This is a genomic window from Nonomuraea rubra, from assembly GCF_014207985.1.
Lineage (GTDB): Bacteria > Actinomycetota > Actinomycetes > Streptosporangiales > Streptosporangiaceae > Nonomuraea > Nonomuraea rubra.
The window spans coordinates 11,862,276-11,883,796 of the sequence record NZ_JACHMI010000001.1 but is presented as its reverse complement, the minus strand read 5'-3'; the positions used below and the strand labels follow the sequence as shown (position 1 = coordinate 11,883,796).

General features: G+C 70.3%; 19 protein-coding genes, 1 tRNA gene and 1 pseudogene. 14 read left to right on the top strand and 7 right to left on the bottom strand.

The features are described from left to right. Nucleotides 1-44: 44 nt before the first annotated feature. Entirely contained in the window at nucleotides 45-641 is a 597-nt protein-coding gene (locus HD593_RS54815) for a DUF6230 family protein (protein ID WP_185110750.1), read from the top strand. Beyond that, nucleotides 632-1,183, top strand: coding sequence for a DUF6114 domain-containing protein (locus HD593_RS54810; RefSeq protein ID WP_185110749.1), 552 nt, complete (start codon nucleotides 632-634; stop codon nucleotides 1,181-1,183). The genes HD593_RS54815 and HD593_RS54810 overlap by 10 nt, the downstream gene beginning before the upstream one ends. Here HD593_RS54810 and HD593_RS54805 read toward each other — a convergent pair. Next, a complete protein-coding gene (locus HD593_RS54805) occupies nucleotides 1,180-2,988 on the bottom strand; it encodes an alkyl/aryl-sulfatase (RefSeq protein ID WP_185110748.1) in 1,809 nt (602 codons plus the stop codon). The genes HD593_RS54810 and HD593_RS54805 overlap by 4 nt on opposite strands. A 197-nt stretch (nucleotides 2,989-3,185) precedes the next feature. On the opposite strand from HD593_RS54805, the gene HD593_RS54800 reads away from it, so the two are divergent. The 7 genes and pseudogenes from HD593_RS54800 (at nucleotide 3,186) to HD593_RS54770 (ending at nucleotide 10,618) form a co-directional block, all read left to right on the top strand. Further along, on the top strand, nucleotides 3,186-3,863 hold the full coding sequence (locus HD593_RS54800; protein WP_185110747.1) for a GAP family protein: 678 nt from the start codon (nucleotides 3,186-3,188) through the stop codon (nucleotides 3,861-3,863). A gap of 73 nt (nucleotides 3,864-3,936) precedes the next feature. Further along, nucleotides 3,937-4,260, top strand: a pseudogene (locus HD593_RS54795) (substrate-binding domain-containing protein); the annotation flags it as partial. Nucleotides 4,261-4,310: 50 nt separating this feature from the next. After that, nucleotides 4,311-5,621 (top strand): ABC transporter substrate-binding protein, encoded by a 1,311-nt coding sequence (locus HD593_RS54790; RefSeq protein ID WP_185110745.1) that lies wholly within the window; start codon nucleotides 4,311-4,313, stop codon nucleotides 5,619-5,621. A gap of 76 nt (nucleotides 5,622-5,697) precedes the next feature. Continuing rightward, nucleotides 5,698-6,537, top strand: coding sequence for a carbohydrate ABC transporter permease (locus tag HD593_RS54785; protein ID WP_185110744.1), 840 nt, complete (start codon nucleotides 5,698-5,700; stop codon nucleotides 6,535-6,537). Continuing rightward, entirely contained in the window at nucleotides 6,534-7,391 is an 858-nt protein-coding gene (locus HD593_RS54780; RefSeq protein WP_185110743.1) for a carbohydrate ABC transporter permease, read from the top strand. Before HD593_RS54785 ends, HD593_RS54780 begins: the two co-directional genes overlap by 4 nt. A 38-nt stretch (nucleotides 7,392-7,429) precedes the next feature. Then, nucleotides 7,430-9,028: an FAD-dependent oxidoreductase gene (locus HD593_RS54775; RefSeq protein WP_185110742.1), complete on the top strand. Its 1,599-nt coding sequence runs from the start codon at nucleotides 7,430-7,432 to the stop codon at nucleotides 9,026-9,028. A 111-nt stretch (nucleotides 9,029-9,139) separates the two neighbouring features. Next, a complete protein-coding gene (locus HD593_RS54770; protein ID WP_246547247.1) occupies nucleotides 9,140-10,618 on the top strand; it encodes a SulP family inorganic anion transporter in 1,479 nt (492 codons plus the stop codon). A 12-nt stretch (nucleotides 10,619-10,630) separates the two neighbouring features. Here the strand turns inward: HD593_RS54770 and helR are convergent, their stop codons facing one another. From helR to HD593_RS54745, 5 genes are all read right to left on the bottom strand, one after another. After that, entirely contained in the window at nucleotides 10,631-12,778 is a 2,148-nt protein-coding gene (helR, locus tag HD593_RS54765; RefSeq protein ID WP_185110740.1) for an RNA polymerase recycling motor ATPase HelR, read from the bottom strand. 139 nt (nucleotides 12,779-12,917) lie between these two features. Beyond that, nucleotides 12,918-13,826, bottom strand: coding sequence for a hypothetical protein (locus tag HD593_RS54760; protein WP_185110739.1), 909 nt, complete (start codon nucleotides 13,824-13,826; stop codon nucleotides 12,918-12,920). A 113-nt stretch (nucleotides 13,827-13,939) separates the two neighbouring features. After that, complete coding sequence (locus tag HD593_RS54755) at nucleotides 13,940-14,443, bottom strand: NUDIX hydrolase (protein WP_185110738.1); 504 nt, start codon at nucleotides 14,441-14,443, stop codon at nucleotides 13,940-13,942. Nucleotides 14,444-14,485: 42 nt separating this feature from the next. Then, nucleotides 14,486-15,229 (bottom strand): ABC transporter permease, encoded by a 744-nt coding sequence (locus tag HD593_RS54750; RefSeq protein WP_185110737.1) that lies wholly within the window; start codon nucleotides 15,227-15,229, stop codon nucleotides 14,486-14,488. Beyond that, entirely contained in the window at nucleotides 15,210-16,151 is a 942-nt protein-coding gene (locus HD593_RS54745) for an ATP-binding cassette domain-containing protein (protein WP_185110736.1), read from the bottom strand. Before HD593_RS54745 ends, HD593_RS54750 begins: the two co-directional genes overlap by 20 nt. A 230-nt stretch (nucleotides 16,152-16,381) precedes the next feature. Here HD593_RS54745 and HD593_RS54740 point away from each other — a divergent pair, with 230 nt between their 5' ends. The 5 genes from HD593_RS54740 (at nucleotide 16,382) to HD593_RS54720 (ending at nucleotide 18,941) form a co-directional block, all read left to right on the top strand. Continuing rightward, on the top strand, nucleotides 16,382-16,936 hold the full coding sequence (locus HD593_RS54740; RefSeq protein ID WP_185110735.1) for a P-loop nucleotide/nucleoside kinase family protein: 555 nt from the start codon (nucleotides 16,382-16,384) through the stop codon (nucleotides 16,934-16,936). After that, nucleotides 16,933-17,937 (top strand): lysozyme, encoded by a 1,005-nt coding sequence (locus HD593_RS54735; RefSeq protein WP_221525411.1) that lies wholly within the window; start codon nucleotides 16,933-16,935, stop codon nucleotides 17,935-17,937. Before HD593_RS54740 ends, HD593_RS54735 begins: the two co-directional genes overlap by 4 nt. A gap of 55 nt (nucleotides 17,938-17,992) precedes the next feature. Continuing rightward, nucleotides 17,993-18,514: a C40 family peptidase gene (locus HD593_RS54730; protein ID WP_185110734.1), complete on the top strand. Its 522-nt coding sequence runs from the start codon at nucleotides 17,993-17,995 to the stop codon at nucleotides 18,512-18,514. An 84-nt stretch (nucleotides 18,515-18,598) separates the two neighbouring features. Next, nucleotides 18,599-18,829, top strand: coding sequence for a transposase (locus HD593_RS54725; RefSeq protein WP_185110733.1), 231 nt, complete (start codon nucleotides 18,599-18,601; stop codon nucleotides 18,827-18,829). A 39-nt stretch (nucleotides 18,830-18,868) separates the two neighbouring features. Then, nucleotides 18,869-18,941: transfer RNA gene (locus HD593_RS54720), tRNA-Thr, on the top strand. Between the two features lie 99 nt (nucleotides 18,942-19,040). Here HD593_RS54720 and HD593_RS54715 read toward each other — a convergent pair. Beyond that, on the bottom strand, nucleotides 19,041-20,792 hold the full coding sequence (locus HD593_RS54715) for a site-specific integrase (protein WP_185110732.1): 1,752 nt from the start codon (nucleotides 20,790-20,792) through the stop codon (nucleotides 19,041-19,043). Nucleotides 20,793-21,521: the final 729 nt, after the last annotated feature.

The window sequence follows — 21,521 nt, the reverse complement described above, 5'->3', positions numbered from 1 at the left end:
TCCGTGATGATTCACGTTCGAGCACCCGGAACGAAGGGGAGCCCATGGCTGAGCAGGGACGCGTGCGCTGGAAGCGCTTCGCCTTGATCTTCGCTCCCGTCACGGTGATGACGTCGCTGCTGGTCGGCGCCACGGCTCAGGGGGTGATCGGTGCCACGTTCGTGGTCTCGGGCAACGCGTTCAAGCTCGCCGTCGGCGAGCTGCGCGGCCAGGGCTTCACGCTGGCCAGCGACCTCGTGGAGACCAGGAAGGGCCGCAAGATTCCCGTCATCGCGACCGGCGTCCGGCACGCCGTGGTCACGGACCTGTGCCAGAGCGCGCTCGTACGGACCCCCATGGGCACCATCACGATCCTGCTCACCGGAGGCCGGGCGGGCAACGTGGTGACGATCGACGATCTGGTGATCGAGCTGGAGACAGGGCGGACGGCGGCCTACCTCCGCGACCTGGAGCTGGGCCGGGACGCCGCCACCCTGGACCAGGTTCCCGGCTTCGGCGGCCCACCCGGCAGCTTCGGCAGCCAGGCGAGAGCGGTGACCCTCCGTAACGTCAGGCTGAGCCCGCGGGCCGCCACGGCCGCGACGTTCAGCCTGCCGGACCTCAGCCTCGACGCGGTGCGGGGTGAGCGCGAATGCTACTGAGCCGGGAGGCGCGCCAGGGCGCGAGGCGGCAGACGGTGAGGTCGTGGCGGCGGTCGCGGCCGTTCTGGGGCGGGCTGTTCATCGTGGCGGCGGGGGCGGAACTGCTCTGCATCCCGCTCGCGCTCGACGCGCTGCCGGTGGCCATCAGGTTCGGCGCGGTCGGGGTCAGCTACCTGATCGCCCTGATCATGATCATGGCGGGGGTGCTCGTCTGGTTGCAACCCGCCCAGCGGGTCTTCCTCGGCCTGGTGGTCGTGGTGCTCTCCATGGCCTCCTTCGTCTACTCCAACCTCGGCGGTTTTCTGGTCGGCATGATCCTGGGCCTGCTGGGGGGCATGCTGGCGGTGGCCTGGACCCCTGACAGCCGGCCCGACAACCGCTTCGACAGGGTCAGCGTGCGGGGCGCGTTCGTCGCCGTGCGGAAGCTCGGCGAGCGGGGCCGGGCGGCGATCGCGGCACGGCGCCGCGCCGCGATCGACACCTCTCCGGCGGACGCCCGGCAGGGGCACGTTTCCCCAGGCCGGCGGGAGCACGTTCCCTAGCGCGAGGTGACGATGGGGAAGTCCGGTGTGGGCTCCTCCAGGACGGCGGTCAGCCGCCGCAGGACGGTGATGTCGCCGTCGTGGTCGAGGCCGGCGGCGTCCCCGTCGCCGGTGAGCAGGCTCATCAGGCGCTCCTTGGACAGCCGGAGCGTCAGGTCCGCGCCGTCGCCGGACGGGTTCGGCTCGTGGATCAGGGCGCCGTTGGACATCGTGGTCCGATGGTGCTCGCCGGTGCCGGTGAGGTGCCAGTCGATGGTGAAGCGCTCGTTCCAGGCGTCGGGACCGTGCACGCGGATGGCGAGCGAGTCGAAGATCTGCTCCGCGGTGAGCGCGCCGAGCAGGTCAGGCGAGACGGTCTCGGTCGCGGCCTTCGACGGCCCGCCGGTCAGCTCGCCGGCGCCGGTCAGGTAGAAGTTGCGCCAGGTGGCGTTCTCGGCGCCGTGGCCGAGGCGGGTGTAGACCTGCGCCAGGAGCCGGCGGGCGGCGGAGTCGGCGGGGTCGGCGTAGACCGCGTGGTTGAGCAGGGTCGCGGCGAAGCGCAGGTCGCCTTCCTGTACGTAGCGGCCGGCCAGGGCGACGACGGCGGAGGTGCCGCCGAAGGCTTCGACGTAGCGGCGGGCCTGCTCGACGGGTGGGTGCTCCCACAGGTGGGCGGGGTTGCCGTCGAACCAGCCCAGGTAACGCTGGTAGATCGCCTTGACGTTGTGGCTGACCGAGCCGTAGTAGCCGTGCGTGTGCCAGGCCTGCTCCAGGGCGGGCGGGAGCTGCATGACCTCGGCGATCTCGGTGCCTGTCATGCCGCGGTTCAGCATGCGCAGGGTCTGGTCGTGCAGGTAGGCGTACAGGTCGCGCTGCTGGGACAGGAAGGTGACGATCCGCTCCCGGCCCCAGGTGGGCCAGTGGTGGGAGGCGAAGGCCACGTCCGCCTGGGCGGCGAACAGGGCGATGGCCTCGGTCAGGTAGCGGGACCAGACGCGCGTGTCGCGGACCAGCGCGCCGCGCAGGGTGAGCACGTTGTGCAGGTTGTGGGTGGCGTTCTCGGCCATGCACAGGGCGCGCCGGTCGGGGAAGAGGAAGTTCATCTCCGCCGGCGCCTCGGTGCCGGGGGTGAGCTGGAAGACGATGCGGACGCCGTCGACCGTCTCCTCCTGGCCGGTGCGGGTGATGTCGAGGGTGGGCGGGATGAGCGAGACGGTGCCGGTCGAGGTGCCCATGCCCAGGCCGCAGCCGAGCTGGCCCTCCGGGGTGCGCGGCAGGTGCTGGCCGTACATGTACGCGGCGCGGCGGTTCATGGCGGTGCCGGCGTGGACGTTCTCGGAGACGGCGTGCTCCATGAAGCGGGCGGGCGCGATGACGGGGATGTCCGTGCCGTCGGTGACGCCGCGGGCGCCCCCGAAGTGGTCGACATGGGAGTGGGTGTAGACGAGGCCGGTGACCGGCCTGTCGCCCCGGTGGTCGCGGTAGAGCCGCAGGGCGGCCGCCGCGCACTCGGTCGAGATGAGCGGGTCGATGACGATGACGCCGCGCTCGCCCTCCACGAGGGTCATGTTGGACAGGTCGAGGCCGCGTACCTGGTAGATGCCCTCGGTGACCTCGAAGAGCCCCTGCTTGGCGCAGAGTTGCGCCTGCCGCCACAGGCTCGGGTGCGCGGTCTGCGGGCACTCGCCGTCCAGGAAGGCGTACGCGTCGTTGTCCCAGATGACCTTGCCGTCGGCCGCCTTGACCACGGCGGGGGACAGCTTGGCGATGAAGCCGCGCTCGGCGTCGTCGAAGTCCGCCCGGTCATGGAAGGGAAGGTCTGCCATGCGACGGTGCTGCCCGGCGGGGCCTGTGAAGAAGGCAAGGGAGAGTCCAAGAATGGGCATGACGGGGAGCGCCGACGCCAAGAACGTGCCTTTGCGTCCCCTTTGTCGCGTCGGTGTGGGCCGGCGAGGGAACAAGCCAGGCGAGGCTGACGGGGCTGCTGTGACAGCCGCCGCCGCGTACCAGCAGGAGGAACCTCGTGGGTGAAGCCTTCGCCGACATGCTGCCCTACACGCTCGGCCTCATCGTCTCCCCCTTTCCCGTGGTGGCCGTGATCGCGCTGCTCGTCAGCACGGGCGGCCGGGCCAAGGCGACGGTGTTCGAGCTGGCGTGGCTGGTGGTGAGCTGGCTCGTCCTGCTGGCGCTCACCGCGCTGCTGGGCGCGCTGGGGGCGGGGGCCCACGGCCGGCAGCCGGCGTGGCTGTCCTACCTGGCGCTGGCCGTCGGGCTGGCTCTGCTGGCGGTCGCGTACGCCGGCGGGCGCCGGGCGGCCAGGAGAGCGGCCGGGCAGGCGCCGCGGGTGCCGAGGTGGATCGCGGCCATGGACGCCATGACGAAGCCGAAGATCGCCGGGGTGGCGACCGCGCTGATCGTGGCCAACCCGGTCAACCTCACCTCCCTGATCGGCGGCGCGATCGCGGCCGGGCGGGTGCCCCTCTCGCTGGTGCAGCAGGCCGTGCTGGCCGCGGTCTTCGTCGTGCTGGGCAGTGTCGGGGTGCTCGTCCCGTACGTCCTGACGATGCGCGAGGGCGGAGAGGAACGGCTGGCGCGGCTGCGAGCCTGGCTCATCCTGCACAACGGGGCTCTCACGCTGCTCCTGGTCATGGTCTTCGGCCTGCTGTTCCTGGCCAAGGGGCTGCGCGGCATCCTGTCCTGAACCGGTCAGGTCGGGGACTGCGCCTTGGCCGAGTGAAAGGACCGCATGTCCGAAGGAACGATCAACCGCCGCCCGCCGCGGCGCGGCCAGGGTGCTGGAGCCGGTTCTCTCCGCGACCGTGCTCGTGGTGGAGAGCGCCACGCACCTGGAGGAGCTCGCCGCGATCTGCGCCGGCGCGGGCGTGCCCATCCCTGAACGGCTCTCCGTCGTCGGCCTCGACACGGCCGGCGGCGACACGGCGCACGCCTGGACCCACGTCACCGTCCCGCTCCGGGCCATCGGGGCCCGCGCCGTCGAGATCCTGCTCGACGTGCTGGACGGCAGGCGCGAGCTCACCCACCACGAGCGGCTGGCCTGCGGCTTCGAGCCGGGCGCCACGCTGGCCCGGCCTCCTTGACCTCCACACCCCCGATCCATCTGCTTTGCGACACCCCGAGGGACCTCACGATGAGACGAGCCCAGAGATCGATGTCGGCTGCCCTGGCCGGCTGCCTGACCGCCATGGCCCTGTCCGCCTGCGGCGGCGAACCTCCATCCGGGACCGAGACCGCGGGCGGCCCGCTCACCGTGTGGTTCCCGGGCAACGCCGAGGCCGAGATGAAGCTGGTCAACGAGACGATCGTGCCGGCGTTCGAGAAGGCGAGCGGCACCGACGTGGAGATCACCTACGTCGACTGGGAGGAGATGTCGCCCAAGCTGAACGCCGCCTTCGCGGCGGGCACCGCGCCCGACGTGATCGGTCACGGCGTCGCCGCCACCGCCGACCTGGCGGCCAACGACCGCGTCGAGGACCTGACCCCGTACGTGGCCAAGCTGCCGGCGAGCGACCGTGAGGACCTCAAGTCGGCGCTGGACGGCGGCGTGGTGGGCGGGAAGCAGTACATCGCGCCACTGATCATGACCCTGCGGATGCTCGTCTACAGCGGCGCCGACTTCAAGGAGGCCGGGCTCGACCCCGACGCGCCGCCCAAGACGTGGGCGGAGGTCAGGGCCGCCGCCGAGAAGCTGACGAAGCGGGAGGGCGGGATGATCACCCGCGCCGGGCTGATCATGCCGAGCAACCCGATCAGCATCCAGCAGTCGTACGCCACCCTGCTGTGGTCGCACGGCGGCGACTTCCTGACCCCCGACGGCAAGAAGTCGGCCCTGACCTCGCCGGAGGCCGTCGCGGCGCTGGAGTACCTGACCGGCCTCTACCAGGGCGCGCAGGCCGTGGACAACACGCTCGGCACCGAATGGGGCGGCTCGCCGCACGCGCAGCAGCCCATCGTGACCGGGGAAGCGTCCATGCAGCTCAGCAGCTCGGGCGACATCAAGAAGTACCAGGACGCCGGCCCGGACCGGGACCTGCGCCTGATCCCGCCGCCCGCCGTCGAGGGCCACGAGGCCAGGTCGTTCGGCGGCGCCGCCAACGGCCTGATGATCAACAAGGACAGCGTCCAGAAGGACCAGGCCTGGGCCTTCATCACGCACATGCTCCAGCCCGAGACCAGCGTCGCCTACGCCGAGGCCCTCGGCGTCCTGCCGGCCCGCGCCTCGGCCGTCGACTCCGCGTACGTCTCCAAGAACCCCGAGCTGAAGAAGGCCGTCGAGTCCCTGCCCGCGGCCAAGGGCAACCCGAACGTCGTCGGCTGGGTGCAGATGCGCCACGCGATGGGCCAGAGCCTGGAGCGCGCGCTGCACGGCAAGACGCCACCGGCCGAGGCGCTGAAGCAGGCCGCCGCGGAAATGGACAAGATCATTGCTTCGAGCTCCTGACCGACCCGCCACCGCCAGGTCGGCGGGCGCGACGACTCCGCGGCGATGGCCGCCGAGCCGCCCGGCCCTGTTCGGGGTGCTGTTCGTACTGCCCGCCGCCCTGTACGTGGTGATCTTCCAGCTCGGCCCCGTCCTGTACGGCCTGGTGCTCAGCTTCAGCGAATACAGCCCGATCAAGCGGTCCGGCCCCGAGTTCATCGGCCTGGACAACTACCGCGCACTGCTGGACGACCCCGAGTTCGGCCGCGCCCTGCTCGTCACCGGCAGGTACGTGCTGCAGGTGCTGCCGTTCACCGTCGTCATCGCGCTCGTCCTGGCCATGCTGTGCAACCGGTCCTTCCGCGGGGTCGGCTTCTTCCGCACGGCGATGTACGTGCCGCACATCGTCTCGCTCACCGCGGTCAGCATGATCTGGCTGTGGATCTACTCCGACAACGGGGTCGTCAACGAGCTGCTCGGCCTGTTCGGCCTGCCCGAGCAGCGCTGGCTCGCCGACGAGGACGCCGCGCTCAACGCGGCCTCGGCGATGCGCGTGTGGAAGGCGCTCGGCAGCAACATGGTGCTGCTGCTCGCCGGGCTCCAGACCGTTCCGCGTGACCTCTACGAGGCGGCCCGGGTCGACGGCGCCAACGCCTGGCGGCAGTTCCTGGCGGTCACGCTGCCCGGCCTGCGGCCCATGCTCACGTACGTGCTGGCGATGGACATCATCTACCTGGCCCAGGGCTTCTCCGAGATCTTCGTGCTGACCCAGGGCGGCCCCTACGGCAGCACCACCACGGTCAACTACCTGATCTACACCGAGGCGTTCCAGTACAACCAGATGGGCAGCGCGTCCGCCATGGCCTTCGTCCTGTTCGCCTTCATCGCCGGGCTGTCGGTCATCGCGATCAGGTTCAGCCAGGGGAGGAAGGCATGACCTCATCGCGTACGTGGCCCCGGGTCCTCGTGCTGGCGCTGGTCACCGGCGTCGTGCTGCTGCCGTTCCTGTGGATGCTCAGGCTGGCGTTCACCCCGGAGGGCGAGGCGGTCTCCGGCGTCGGGTTCCTGCCCGACGATCCGACGCTGGACAACTTCGCCACCGCCGTCCAGACCGCCGACCTCGGCCAGGCGTTCGCCAACTCGACCATCGTCACCGTCGTGGCCGTGGCCGTGAACTGCGTCGTGCCGGTCATCGCCGGGTACGCCTTCGCCCACCTGCCGTTCCCCGGCAGCAAGGTCGCCTTCTACGCGCTGATCTCCACCGTGGCGATCCCGGTTTCGGTGACCCTGATCCCGCTCTTCCTCATGGCCAAGAACTTCCCGCTGGCCGGCGGCAACGACCTGCTGGGGCGGGGCGGCAGCGGCCTGCTCGACTCGGTGGGCGGGCTGCTCCTGCCGTACCTCGTCGGGACGATGAACATCTTCCTGTCCCGGCAGTACTTCGCGGGCCTGGACAAGGGCTTCGGCGAGGCGGCCCGCATCGACGGGGCGGGGGAGCTGCGCATCTTCTTCAGCGTCTACCTGCCGCTGGCCCGCCCGCTGCTGGCCCTGGTGGCCGTCTTCTCCTTCACCGGTGTCTGGGACGACTTCCTCTGGCCGCTGGTGACCTCCACCTCGGCCAGAAGCACGACCGTGCAACTGGCGATCACGACCTTCGCCTCCAGCGGCGACGTCAAGTACGGCGCTCTGATGGCCGCGACCATCCTGGTCAGCCTGCCCGTCATGGTGGTGTTCCTGCTGAACCAGCGGAGCTTCATCGCGGGCCTGTCCGAGGGCGGCATCAAGGGCTGAACGCCCTTCTCTCCACCATCACCACGATTCGGGGATCCGTGAATCACACTGCAGACATCCTGGTCATCGGCGGCGGCCTCGGCGGTGTCGCCGCCGCCCGGGCCGCTCTCACCCTCGGCAGGAGCGTCATCCTCACCGAGACGAGCGACTGGCTGGGCGGGCAGCTCACCAGCCAGGGCGTGCCGCCCGACGAACACCCGTGGATCGAGGGCGACCTCGTCTCCGCCGGCTACCGCGACCTGCGCGAGCGCATCCGCGACCACTACCGCCGCCACTACCCGCTCACCCCGGAGGCCCGCGCCGACCCGCGGCTCAACCCGGGGCGCGGCTTCGTCTCGGCGCTCTGCCACGAGCCCCGGGTCGCCGCCGCCGTGCTGGACGAGCTGCTGTCGCCGTGGGTGGCGGACGGCCGGCTGTTCCTGCTGCGGGAGCACGAGCCCGTGGCCGCCGCCCGCGACGGGGATCGCGTGACCTCGGTGACCGTACGGGACCGCCGCACGGGTGAGCTGCGGGAGCTGGCGGGCGGGCTCGTGATCGACGCGACCGAGCTCGGGGACCTGCTGGAGCTGGCAGGGGTGCCGTACGTGGTCGGCGCCGAGTCGCGGGCGGACACCGGGGAGCTGCACGCGCCCCCGGAGGCCGATCCGATGGACCAGCAGGCCATCACCTGGTGCGCCGCCCTCGAATACCGGCACGGCGAGTCGCACGTGATCGACGAGCCGGAGGACTACCGCTACTGGCGCGACACCGTGGACAAGAGGTGGCCGGGCTCCCAGCTCTCCTGGATCGACGTGCACCCGATCACGCTGGCCGAGCGGGACCGTCCCCTCTTCCTGCGCGACCCCCTGGAGGCGGCCCGCCACGACGACCGCGGCCTGTGGCACTACCGCAGGATCCTGGCCGGCACGCAGCTCGACGAGACGTTCACCGGCGGGGACGTCACCCTGGTCAACTGGCCGCAGACGGACTACTGGGAGCTGCCGCTCATCGGCGTGGACGCCGGGACCCGCGAGCAGGCGCTGGCCAGGGCCCGCGACCTGACGCTCTCCTTCGTGCACTGGATGCAGACCGAGGCGCCCCGGGCCGGTGGCGGGCACGGCTACCCGGAGCTGCTGTTGCGCGGCGACGTGCTCGGCACCGCCGACGGACTGGCGAAGGAGCCGTACATCCGGGAGTCGCGGCGCATCGAGCCGCTGTTCCGGGTGACCGAGGCGCACATCGGGTGCGAGATGCGCGGCCCCGGCGCCGGCTCGGAGCTCTTCGGCGACAGCGTGGGCATCGGCTACTACCGGATCGACCTGCATCCCTCGACGAACGGCCGCACGTACGTCGACATCCCCTCCTACCCGTTCCAGATCCCGCTGGGCGCCCTCATCCCCGCCGCGGTCTCCAACCTGCTGCCGGCGAACAAGAACATCGGCACCACCCACATCGCCAACGGCGCCTACCGGCTGCACCCCGTGGAGTGGTCCATCGGCGAGGCCGCGGGGGCTCTCGCCGCGTACTGCCTGGACACCGGTCTCACCCCGGCCCAGGTGCGCAGGGAGGAGCTCACCCGCTTCCAGGATCTCCTGACGGGCGCTCTCGGCATCCCGCTGGCCTGGCCCGACGAGGTCCGCCGCCACTCGCCCAACTGACGCCGCCACCACGGTGGGTTTGGTCCGCGCCGGTAGAGTTGGCCATGGCCGGGCCGCATGTGGCGAGCCACCATGCCTCCCCGCCGCTCGCCCCCGGTTGAAGGACTTTTTTTGCTCAGCTCATTCGTGCCCGGCCGCCCGGCCTGGCTCACGCCCTCGGTGGCGCGTACCGAGATCCTGTCCGGCCTGGTGGTGGCCCTCGCGCTCATCCCCGAGGCGATCTCGTTCTCGATCATCGCGGGGGTCGATCCCAGCGTCGGCCTGTTCGCCTCGTTCACCATGGCCGTGGTCATCGCCATCGCCGGTGGCCGCCCCGCGATGATCTCGGCGGCCACCGGCGCCATCGCCCTGGTGGTCGCCCCGCTGGCGCGCGAGCACGGCTTCGGCTACCTGATCGCCACCGTCATCCTCGGCGGCCTCATCCAGATCGTGCTCGGCGCGCTCGGCGTGGCCAGGCTGATGCGCTTCGTGCCGCGCAGCGTAATGGTCGGCTTCGTCAACGCGCTGGCCATCCTGATCTTCATGGCCCAGGTGCCGGAGCTGATCGACGTGCCGTGGGTCGTCTACCCGCTGGTCGGCGGCGCGCTCGCGCTGATGGTGTTCCTGCCCCGCCTGACCAGGGCCGTCCCGGCGCCGCTGATCTCCATCGTGGCGCTCACCGCGCTGACCATCGGCGCCCACCTGGCCGTGCCGACCGTCGGCGACCGCGGTGTGCTGCCCTCCTCGCTGCCCGTGCCCGGCCTGCCGGACGTGCCCTTCACGCTCGGCACCCTCACCCTCATCGCCCCGTACGCGTTCGGCTTCGCCCTGGTCGGGCTGATGGAGTCGCTGATGACGGCCAAGCTCGTGGACGACATCACCGACACCCACTCCTCCAAGACCCGCGAGTCCATCGGGCAGGGCCTGGCCAACATCGTCACCGGCTTCTTCGGCGGCATGGGCGGCTGCGCCATGATCGGCCAGACCATGATCAACGTGAAGAACGGCGCCCGCACCCGCCTGTCCACGTTCACCGCCGGCGTGCTGCTCATGGTGCTGTGCATCGTCTTCGGCCCGCTGGTCTCCCAGATCCCGATGGCCGCCCTGGTCGCCGTCATGATCCTGGTGTCGTTCGGGACGTTCGACTGGCACTCCGTCGCGCCGGCCACGCTCAGGCGCATGCCCGCCGGCGAGATCGGCGTCATGGTGATCACCGTCGCCGTGGTGGTCGCCACGCACAACCTGGCCATCGGCGTCGTCGTCGGCTCCCTGACCGGCCTGGTCATCTTCGCCCGCCGCGTCGCCCACCTCGCCCAGGTGACCTCCTGCCTCGACCCCGACGGCGAGCAGGTCGTCTACGCGGTCACCGGGGAGCTCTTCTTCGCCTCCAGCAACGACCTGGTCTCACAGTTCGACTACGCCAACGACCCTGCCGACGTGGTCATCGACCTCACCGGCGCGCACATCTGGGACGCCTCCTCCGTGGCCGCCCTGGACGCCGTCGAGGCCAAGTACGCCGCCCGCGGCAAGACCGTCCGGATCGTCGGCCTCAACCAGCCCAGCGCCCGCATGCACGGCACCCTGTCAGGGGAGCTGTCCGGCAGCCACTGACGCGGGTGCCGGTCAGCTCGTGAGGATGACGAGCTGCCGGGTCGCTCGCGTCATCGCGACATACCGGTCGACCGCCCCCTCGATGCCGTCACCGAAGGAGCCCGGGTCGACGAGGACGACCAGGTCGAACTCGAGCCCCTTCGACAGCTCCGGCGTCAGCGACCGCACGCGGGCCGTCTCCTCGAACGTGGGATCGCCGATGACGCAGGCCGTCCCGTCGGCGTGCGCGGCGAGCCAGCCGTCGAGGATCGAGCCCAGCTCGGAGGCGGCTCCGTGGTGGACGGGGACGCCGGTGCCGCGGATGGAGACCGGGACGTTGGCGTCGGGGAGCGCGGCCCTGATGACCGGCTCGGCCTCGACCATGATCTCTTCGGGCGTGCGGTAGTTGACGCTGAGCGAGGCCAGGTTGATCCGGTCGAGCCCGACCCGCTCCAGCCGCTCCTGCCACGACTCGGTGAACCCGTGCCTGGCCTGCGCGCGGTCGCCGACGATGGTGAAGCTCCTGGACGGGCAGCGCTGCAGCAACATCTGCCACTCGGCGTCCGTGAGCTCCTGGGCCTCGTCCACGACGATGTGCGCGAACGGGCCGGCGAGCAGGTCGGGGTCGGCGGCGGGCAGGGCGTTCTCGTCGACCAGGCTGCTCCGCAGGTCCTCGCCGCGCAACATGGTCACCAGGCCCTCGCCGTCGTCGTCGGCCGCGAGCAGGTTGTCGACGACGTGCGACATGCGCTCGCGTTCGGCGGCGATGGAGGCCTCCTGCCTGCGCCTGCGCCGGGACGCCTCCGGGTCGCCGAGCCGCTGGCGGGCCGCGTCCAGGAGCGGCAGGTCGGAGACCGTCCAGGCCTGGGCCTGCGCGCGCTGCAGCCGCCGGATCTCGTCGGGGGTCAGCCAGGGAGCGCACATCCGCAGGTAGGCGGGCACGGACCAGAGGTCGCCGACGAGGTCGGCCGCCTCGATCAGCGGCCACGCGCGGTTGAAGGTCTGGAGCAGCTCCCTGTTCTGCAGCAGGGACTTGCGGAGCAGGTCGGGCGAGATGTCCTCGTCGTCGTGCTTGTCCGTGAGGATCGCGAGCAGTTCCTCCCAGATCCGGTCGCGCGCCTCGTTGTGCGGGGTGCCGGGATCCGGCGCCGCGAACGCCTCGGCCCAGTCGTCGGGGCCCACCCAGATGTCGGACCAGTGGGTCGTGACCGTCATCCCCTTGGTGGGCGGGTTCTCGTAGAACCTGACGGCCGGCTCGATCGCCTTGACCAGGTCCGCGGACGCCTTCAGCCGCGCCACCTCCGGATCGGTCTCGGCCGCCGCCGCGGCCCCCTCGGCGACGAGGTCCCGCAGGGTGCAGGTCTGCACGCCCTCCTCGCCGAGGCTGGGCAGGACGTCGGCGACGTAGGCCAGGTACGGCTGGTGCGGCCCGACGAACAGCACGCCGCCCCGGCGGTGACCGAGGCGCGGGTCGGAGTAGAGGAGGTAGGCGGAGCGGTGCAGGGCGACGACGGTCTTGCCCGTACCGGGACCGCCGTCGACGACGAGGGCGCCGCGCGACCCGGCGCGGATGATGGCGTCCTGGTCGGCCTGGATGGTGGCCAGCACGTCGCGCATCCGGGGCGAGCGGCTGCTGCCCAGGCTGGCGATGAAGGCGGACTGGTCGTCGAGCGCGGCGTGCCCCTCGGCCCCGTCGGCGGTGAAGACCTCGTCCCAGTAGTCGCTGATCCGGCCGCGGGTCCAGCGGTACCTGCGGCGGCTGGCCAGGCCCATGGGGTTGCCGTGGGTGGCCCCGAAGAACGGCTCGGCCGCGGGCGAACGCCAGTCGAGCAGCAGGCGGCGGCCCTGGCTGTCGGTGAGGCCGAGGCGGCCGACGTACACGGGCTCGGGGTCGTCGGCGCTCACCATGTGGCCGAGGCACAGGTCCAGCCCGAAGCGGCGCAGCGCGCGCAGGCGGGCGGTCAGCCGGTGGATCTCCAGGTCCCGGTCCAGCGCCTGCCGGCCCGCGCCGCCCGGCGCCTTGCGCTCGGCGTCGAGCCGGTCCGACAGCTCGGCGATCGCCTCTTCGAGGCTCCGCGCGATGGCCGCGAAGTGCTGCTCGTCGCGGGCGATCAGCGCCGGGTCGGCCTTGGGGGTGAGGTGGTCGGGGAGGTCGAACGCGCTGGTGGTCAGCGGGGTCACGGGTGGTCGGCTCCGATCGGTTGCTCGCGGCAGGGGGTCAGGTCGTCGATTGTGCGGTACGACCGGGGTCTTGCCGCAAGCCCCCTGTTGCGCTATACGTTGAGAGTGGCGGGGGGTGTGTCGTCCTCCTTGCCCCTCGTCAGCCGAGGTCGAGGTCGAAGGTGACGTCGGCGAGCCGGATCGTCTTCACGTCCTCGTCGGGCAGCAGCGCACGCAGGTCGGCCAGTTTCCAGCGGTCCATGACGAGCCCGTACACGGCGCCCTCCTCGGCGGCCAGGGCCAGCCACTGGTAGTCCAGGCCGAATTCGCTGAGATCGTCCCCTTCATTGAGCAGCCCGACCCAGTTGCGGAACTCCCGGAGCGCCGTCCCGGGCTCGGTCTCGTGCTCGTAGGTGAACTCCTCCCAGGTGTTCTCCTCGATCATGTTGCGGTTCCACACGACCGCGTTGCGAGGCGGACTCGGGTCGGAGTCGTCGTAGAGCGAGGGCGGCGAGTAGATGTAGGAGACGTCGGGCCCACCGCGGAGGATGTGTCTCCGGTTGAAGGCGATGAGCTGCTCGGCGGACATCGGGTGCGTGAACTCCACGACCGCGGTGGCCACGAGCGTCTGGGGCAGCGCGTCGATGGTCTTTCTGGCGGTTTCCTTCTCTCCCTCGTCAGGGCCGGTCTCCACGGCGCTGATCGCATTGCCCAGGTTGCCGGACGGCCCGTCGAGGTTCGGTGCGTGGATGGTGCCGAACAGGGTCTCCACGATCTCGTACCGCTCGGGTTCGCTGTACCCGGCCAGGCGAGGCTCTGCCCATATCGTATAGGCCGACTGCAATAACCTCTCGCCGGAGTCGAAACCGTGGGACACGCGCTTGTCCGGGTTGGCGACGCGGGCGGCGGTGCCGTGCACCTGGGCCATGCGCTCGTCGCCCGAGGGCAGGAACAACCACAGCACCCGATCGGCGGCGCCCAGGGCCAGGTAGAGCACCACGGTGACGGCGAGCACCTTCCCGAGCGCCCTGGCCACCTGCGCCCAGTCGGGCTCCCTGGGGTTCAGCACCGCACACTCCTCGCGACGTAGATCAAATCGGGACGAGGGCCATGATGCAGGTGATCGGTTCGCCTGGCCAACGGGCCGAGGTCAGCGGCCGATGCCGCCAGGCCAGGGCTCCATCAGGCCCCCAGCAGCGCCAGCCAGGTGTGGTCAGGGCAGACCCGTTCGATCTCCGCGCGGGTCAGCCAGCCGGCCTCGGTGCTCTCGGAGCCGGCGGGCGGCCGCGTCGGCGCGCCGGGCCCCGGCAGCACCGCGCGGAACATCGCCATGTACGCCAGCGCCGGGTAGCGGTAGTCCGCCGGCGGCGGCTCCAGCAGCTCGATGCGCTGCCAGGCGAAGATCGACAGGCCGGACGGTGGCAGGCGCAGCCCGGTCTCCTCGTGCAGCTCCCTGGCCGCCGTCTCGGCCAGGCCCTCGCCCGGCTCCACGTGGCCGCCCGGAATGTCCCAGCCCCGGCCCTCGCGGTCGACGCGGGTCATCAGCGTACGGCCGGCGGCGTCGGACACGAACGCGAACGCCGACGTGGTCCGCTCGACCGGCGGCAGGGTCTCGGACAGGATCACGTCGAGGCGGTGCGGCACCGGGATCCAGGGCACCGTCCGCGTCGCCACCACAAGAGTCACCAGCTCACTCTGGTGGCGACGGGAAACGGATGTCAAAACGGCTCAGACGCCCCGGCGCAGTGCCCGGTTGCCCAGGTAGAGGCCGATCGCGGCGATGGCGCAGGCGGTGGCGGTGCCGTACAGGACCGAGGGGTTGGCCAGGTCGCCCGAGAACAGGGCGCGCTGGGCGTCCACGATGTAGGTGACGGGGTTGACCTGGCCGAGCACCCGCAACCAGGTGGGAGCGGTCTCCAGCGGGAGCAGCACCCCCGAGAGCAGCAGCAGCGGGAACATGATCGACTGGCTGACGATGTAGAACAGGGTGCCGCCGGGGGCCGACTTGATCGCCAGGACGAACGAGAGCGCCCCCAGCCCCACGCTGAAGACCACGAGCTGCGCCAGCGCTCCCAGGACGCCCGCCAGGTGCAGCTCGAAGCCCAGCGGCAGGGCCAGGGCGATGATCAGCACCGCCTGCACGAGCAGCGTCAGCATGGCCTTCACGCTCTTGCCGACCAGCATCGCCGTGCGGTTCAGCGGCGTGACCATCAGGCGCTCCATCGCGCCCCCGATCAGCTCGACCAGCAGCGTGTAGCCGGCGCCCATGGGACCGGTCAGGCACATCATGACCAGGATCCCGGGCACGAACCACTGCCACGACGAGCCGACCGCCCCGTCCAGCAGCGACCCGAACAGGAACAGGAACAGCAGCGGCTGCCCCATCTCGAACAGCAGCCCGACCGGGTTGCGCAGGCTGGGCTTGATCTCGCGGGAGAAAACGGTGGTGGTGTCACGCAGGAATGTCGTCATCGGTGAGGCTTCTCCCAGTGAGGGTGAGGAACACGTCGTCGAGGGTCGGGCGGATGGTCTCGGCGGTGACGACCTTGATGCCTGCGGCGTCCAGCGTCCGCAGGTAGTCGGGCAGGGCGGCGGTGGCCTTGGCGACCCGCAGGCGTACGGTGACGCCGTCGGCGGTGCCGCCGCCGATCCGCGCGGCCGTCTCCGCCTCGGCCTCGGTGCTGGTGGTGATGACGAGGTGGTCGCCGGCCAGGTCGTTCTTGAGCTGCTCGGCCGTGCCGTCCGCGATGATCCGGCCGCCGTCGATGATCACCACTCGCTCGGCCATGCTGTCGGCCTCCTCCAGGTAGTGGGTGGTCAGGAACAGCGTGGTCCCGTACGTCTCGCGCAGGCGCAGGATGTGCTCCCAGATCTCCGCGCGGCTCTTGGGGTCGAGGCCGGTCGAGGGCTCGTCGAGGAACAGCAGGTCGGGGCGGTGGATGAGGCCGAGGGCGATGTCGAGGCGGCGGCGCTGGCCGCCTGACAGGGTGCCGGGCAGGCGCTTGGCCAGCGGCGCCAGGTCGAGCAGGTCGAGCAGCTCGCCGGCGCGGGCGGCGGCCTCCTTCGGGCGCAGGCCGTAGCAGCGGCCCTGGCTGACGAGCTCGTCCCGGACGAGGAAGTCCTCGCCCGCGCTGTTGCGCTGGCCCACGTACCCGATGCGGGCCCGCACCCCCTTGGGGTCGGTGGCCACGTCGTGGTCGGCCACCGTGGCGGTGCCCGAGGTGGGCGGCAGGAGGGTGGTGAGCATGCGCAGGGTGGTGGACTTGCCGGCGCCGTTCGGCCCCAGGAACGCGACGAGCTGGCCGGCCTCCACGTCGAGGTCGAGGCCGCGGACGGCCTCCACGCTCTCCTTCTTCATCTTGAACACTCGGGTCAGTCCCCGGGCACGGATCATGGTCGCCCTCCTCCGGGCATGGCGAAGAAACCCCTGGTCGGGGGCGGTTGCTGGATCGATTCCCCAGTTTGTGCAGTCTCGGGGAGGTTTGGCAAACGCGAATGTTACGTTCATATCGGCCTCCTACCTGCGGAAACACCGTCAGGAGCGGCACCGGTGACGTGGTGAATTCAGGCCCTCCGAACTGCGGTTTCTCCGCGGCGGAGCGATTTTCTGGCAGCATTCCGCGCATGTGCGATCTCGTCGTGCTCGTCAACGGCCTGCCAGGATCCGGCAAGTCCACGGTGGCCCGGGCGCTCGGGCAGGCGCTCGGCTGGCCCGTCATCAGCAAGGACGACATCAAGGAGACGCTGGCCGACGTGCTCGCCAGGCCCGACTGCGTGCCGCCGCGCGAGTGGAGCAGGCGCCTGGGGGCGGCCGCGGGGGAGAGCATGTGGACCCTGCTGGCAGTGGCCGGTCGCGGCGCGGTGCTGGAAAGCCCCTGGCTGGCGCCGCTGAGGCCGGTGGTGCTCGCCGGGCTGCGGCGGGCGGGCGTCGAGGCGGGCCCGCGCGTGCGCGAGGTCTGGTGCGACGTGCCGCCGGAGCTGGCCAGGCGCCGGTACGAGCAGCGCGTACGGCACCCGATCCACCACGACGGCGAGGCCGGGGACGAGCGGTGGCGGGAATGGGCGGCCGGGGCGCGACCCCTCGGGCTGGGTCCCGTCTTTCGGGTCGAGACGTCGCGGGAAATTGATATTCCCGGACTTGCGGAATTGTGTACGGCTCCGCAAGGATCTCCGGCGTGAAACGTCTCTTGTTATTAGCGGCAATTGCTACGGTCGGCATGACCGGCGTCGCGCAGGCGGCCGACGGAGTGCCCGGTGTGGACGTCAGCAACTGGACGGGCGACATCGACTGGGCGAGCGTTGCTTCCGGAGGCGGGAAATTCGCGTTCGTGCAGGCCACCGAGGGCGCCGACTACACCAACCCGCGTTTCGCCGCCCAGTACGACGGAGCCGCGGCGGCCGGGCTCATCCGCGGCGCCTATCACTTTGCGCAACCACACGAAACCGATGGGACAGCGCAGGCCGACTATTTCCTGCAGCACGGCGGCAACTGGGTGAGCGACGGCCGGACCCTGCCGGGAGTGCTCGATATCGAGGACAATCCGTACAAGGACACGAACGGTAAGAACAACTGTTACGACCTGTCCGTCGAGGACATGGTCGGCTGGCTCAAGGCGTTCACGAAGAAGTACCACGAGGCGACCGGCCGGCACGCGATCATCTACACCACCACGAGCTGGTGGCAGACGTGCACGGGGAACTCCGACAAGTTCAAGTCGAACCCCCTCTGGCTGGCCCGCTGGGGCAGCGATCCCGGTGAGCTGCCGAAGAGCTGGAAGAAGTACACGTTCTGGCAGTCGTCCGACAAGGGGCCGCTGGTCGGCGGCGGGAACACGTTCAACGGCTCGGAGTCCCAGCTCGCCACGCTGGCCAACCCGCCGGCCTCGGTGACGGTGTCGGGCCAGGCCAGGAGCAGGAAGACCTACACGGTCACGATCAGGAACACGGGGCCGCACCCGGTCAAGGACGTCAAGCTGTCGGGCAAGGCGTTCGGCGGGCAGAACGTGGTCGGGGCGCCGGGCTGCGACATCAGCGGCACGGCGGTGCGCTGCACCATCGCCGAGCTGCCGCGCGGGCAGAAGAAGACGTTCACGTTCACCACCAAGCCCAGGAAGTCGAAGGGCACCGTGGGCATGTACGTGACAGTCGGCTCGGTGAAGCTCACCCTCAAGGCCCGATAAGAGCCCGAAAGAGGCAGTATCAATCCCAAGAGTGTGACTTTTGGGAGGGTATGGGATGAGACGGCGGTTAGCTGTGGCAGCGGCGCTGCTCCTGCTGACCGCCACGGCCTCCGTGCCGCTGGGGCTGTCCATGCCGCCGCTGATCGTGCGCATCGCGTACGAGATCGAGCAGCGCGGGATCGTCTACTCCTGGGGCGGCGGCCACGGCGCGTCGCCCGGGCCGTCCAAGGGCACCTGCAGGGGCTACCAGGGCCGGATCAAGCCCTGCCCGGCGGCCAGGACGCGGGGGCTCGACTGTTCGGGGTTCGCGCGCTGGGTGTACGCGCTGGCGCACGGCGAGGACGTGCTGGGGCCGGGGAACACCGACGACCACGTGCGCAAGATGCGCCGGGTCTCCTCTCCCCGGCCGGGGGACCTCGTGTTCTTCGGGAAGATCGGCAAGCGGTCTGTCAGGACCCATCACGTGGGCGTCTACCTGGGCGGCGGGAAGATGATGAACGCGCCGGAGACGGGGGCCGTGGTGCGGGTCGACGAGATCGGCCGGAAGAAGGGCTTCGCCGGGTACTACCGGTACTGAGTTGGGATTCGTACCGATTCGGTATGCCTGGTAACGCCTGTGGCAGGGCAAAAATGAGAGACCCCGCGGCTAATCTGTGCCGCTATGGACAGGCGATGGGTCGGGCTCGACGGCTACGAGGTCGTCGGCGTGGTGCGGGCGGGGCGGCAGGTGCTCCGGGTGCGCAGGAACGGGTGGCTGGTCGCTGACTGCACCTCGGTGGCCGAGGTGGCCAGGCACGTCGATCTGGCGGATCTGTGCGAGGTGATCGACTTTCCGGCGCGGCGGCGGGTGCGGGCTCCGGCGGCGGCCGGAACGAGTTCGCATCATCGCTGAGTGCCGTGTATGGTTACACCTGTCCGCAGCGCCGGACAGGCCCCTATAGCTCAGTCGGCAGAGCGTCTCCATGGTAAGGAGAAGGTCAACGGTTCGATTCCGTTTGGGGGCTCGCAACCTGAACAGGCAAAACGCCCGGTCCGAGGAAACTTGGAGCCGGGCGTTTCTGATCGTCGGGACGTTTTCGCGATGGATTCGCGATAGAGAGGCATTAACCCGCACGCGAGGTAGGGAATTCCAAGACCTCTCCCCGAGCCTCGTACGGCGCGATCGGCTCCCGCTTCCCGTCACGGAACGGAGCCAGCAACTCATCCAGAACAGCGACCGGTGAGTGAAGACCGAACCACGCCCGCCGCGCCAGGGCGTCCTGCCACAGCCGCTCCAGTTGCTCCCTCAGCCACGCTCGCGACTCCCGCGACACGTGCGTGTAGGTTCCGCGCATCCCGCGCATCTCCGGCGACGCGTGCCCCATCCGGTCGTCGCGAAGCTGCAGCGGCGTCCCCAGATCCATCAGCCACGTCGAATGCGTGTGCCTCGCCAACTCATGAGGGGTCGCCCCCTCCTTGATCGGTGCCCACGAGGCCACTGGAGCGTCCTCAGCGACATACCTGGACCGCACGAACAGATCCAAGATGGCGTTACGGGTCAGATCGCGCGCCTCCTCCTCCGGGATGCCCTGACCGACCGCGAACGCCACCAAGTCCGCCCGCGAAGAGGCCGCGTTCACACCGAGCCCCAACGGGCGCCTCTGATACCCGCGGATCCGCGGCGCCTCATACGGCTGCCCGGGAACGGCGGCGGGCCACGCCGGCAGCGGAGCACCCGGCCAGGCCGTGCCGAGCTCCACCAGGACGGGCTGGAACGCCTGCCCGGTCTTGTCATCCTTGCGGTGCTTCCTCGTCCCCCTCTTGCCCTTCGACGTCGGATACCAGCCATCCGCGGCGGGGTCGAAGACGCGGCGCGCGAAGTTCGAGTTCCGCAGATGGCCGCCACGCTCCCCGAGAAACACGAACGGGCCACCACCCTGGCACGGCTGCTCCTCCTGATCCTCGATCGTCACCGGGGTACAGCGACACCGCTGGTTCGGGTGGGCGGCGATCTGCCGATTCAGCAGATCCTGCAGGAACGTCGGCAGGTCGACGTCGCGGTTCGAGTCGTCCTTCGGAGGGGCCAGGTAGAACCTGCCGCCGTCCTCGACCAGTTGCCAGTCGATGCGCATCCGGCCGAGCCGCACGTACTCGCGTTGCAGGCCGATCGCTTCGCCGTACCGCAGCGCCCCCCAGGCGAGCGTCACACCGAAGATGAACTCATCGTCGCGCCCAGACAGGACGCCCATCCGCTCAGAGAGGCACACGGCCTCGAACGGCGTGATGGCACTCTTCTCGCGCCCGCGGCCAGCGGTCCCGACGCCGGAGCGGCGCCCGCGGTGACGTTGCCGTAGCGCCGGGTTGCTGCCGATCAATCCTTCGGTGACTGCGTCGCCGAGCAAGGTCGCGAGCCTTGTCCGGGCGCCGGAAGCTACCCCGTCGCGCGCGTACCCGGCTTTGATCATCCGCTGTTCCCAGGCGTTGACGTCGCTCGCCTTGATGTCGGCCAACTCCCAGTCGCCCCACTCGGGCAAGACGTGCGCCCTGAACAGGTAGGCGTAGTTGCCGCGGGAACGCAGGCCGACGTCGAGCCCTTCCCACCAGCGAGCGAACCACTCGTTCACGGTGACGCCGGCATCCCCCGCCTCCTCCTGCTCGGGTTCAGGCTCGGGCTTCTTCTTCGGCTTGCGCCGGTAGTCGGGGGCGATTCCTCGCAGTTCGAGGTCCTCCATCCAGGCGCCCCACGCGTCGGCCTCGTCGCCGTCTTTCCAGTACTCGTTCGTGTCGGGATGCCGAGACTTGGTGCCGATCGTCCCGTCCGCCCGCTTCCAGCGGGCGACGATGACGCCGTCCTTGCGTATCTGGTGGAACGCCATGAGGCAGCTCCTTGAGGGGTTGTGAGGGATTGATCGCAGGCTAGCCGAGCAGGCATACCGGGATGTCGATGTTCCCGAGGCTGACCCTGATATCGATGACGCCGTCACACTCGGCAGCGGTCGCAGGCTCAGGTTCGGGCTGGCTGGTCGGCGTGGGCCCGGGCGCTGCGGTGGTGCTTGGCGGGCGTGTGGGTTGTGGTTCGGGTTCTGGCCGGGGTCCGTTATCGCCGGCACCGAGAGGCTGGTCAGCTTGTGAGGGTTGCGTCGTCTGCGTGGCTTGGGGCGTTCGATCGGCGGCTTGGTCCGGGGATCTGGTGGTGGGCGTTCGGGTGGGCGATCGAGACGGCCGCGCCGGTGTACGGCTGGGTGTGTGCCGCGGCCTGGACGGAACGACGTTGGGTGCTGGCTGGGCGGCGGACGTTGCGCCTGTCGGTCGGCTTCGCGTTTCAGGTGGTCGACTGGTTGAGGACGCCTGTGGAGGTGACTGAGTGGGGACCGCCGTGGCTGAGGTGGTGACGGGCGGAGGAGGCAGGGTGACGGTCCGCTGGGCGATGACCGGGGTGGGGACCGCCTCGGGCCCGTTGCGGGAGATCTCGCTCACGGCCAGAGTGCTCCCGGACACGACTGTCGCTGTCCCCGCAAGGAGGACGAGTTGGCGCTTCGCTGACTGGCGAGCCCATTCGAAGATCCCGCCGATGGCGAGAATCCAGACGATGATCTTTTTGATCA

Coding starts and splice junctions, on each gene's coding strand:
- HD593_RS54815 (WP_185110750.1), top strand. CDS start 45: ATGGCTGAGCAGGGACGCGTGCGCTGGAAGCGCTTCGCCTTGATCTTC.
- HD593_RS54810 (WP_185110749.1), top strand. CDS start 632: ATGCTACTGAGCCGGGAGGCGCGCCAGGGCGCGAGGCGGCAGACGGTG.
- HD593_RS54805 (WP_185110748.1), bottom strand. CDS start 2,988: ATGGCAGACCTTCCCTTCCATGACCGGGCGGACTTCGACGACGCCGAG.
- HD593_RS54790 (WP_185110745.1), top strand. CDS start 4,311: ATGAGACGAGCCCAGAGATCGATGTCGGCTGCCCTGGCCGGCTGCCTG.
- HD593_RS54780 (WP_185110743.1), top strand. CDS start 6,534: ATGACCTCATCGCGTACGTGGCCCCGGGTCCTCGTGCTGGCGCTGGTC.
- HD593_RS54750 (WP_185110737.1), bottom strand. CDS start 15,229: ATGACGACATTCCTGCGTGACACCACCACCGTTTTCTCCCGCGAGATC.
- HD593_RS54745 (WP_185110736.1), bottom strand. CDS start 16,151: ATGATCCGTGCCCGGGGACTGACCCGAGTGTTCAAGATGAAGAAGGAG.
- HD593_RS54740 (WP_185110735.1), top strand. CDS start 16,382: ATGTGCGATCTCGTCGTGCTCGTCAACGGCCTGCCAGGATCCGGCAAG.
- HD593_RS54730 (WP_185110734.1), top strand. CDS start 17,993: ATGAGACGGCGGTTAGCTGTGGCAGCGGCGCTGCTCCTGCTGACCGCC.
- HD593_RS54725 (WP_185110733.1), top strand. CDS start 18,599: ATGGACAGGCGATGGGTCGGGCTCGACGGCTACGAGGTCGTCGGCGTG.
- HD593_RS54715 (WP_185110732.1), bottom strand. CDS start 20,792: ATGGCGTTCCACCAGATACGCAAGGACGGCGTCATCGTCGCCCGCTGG.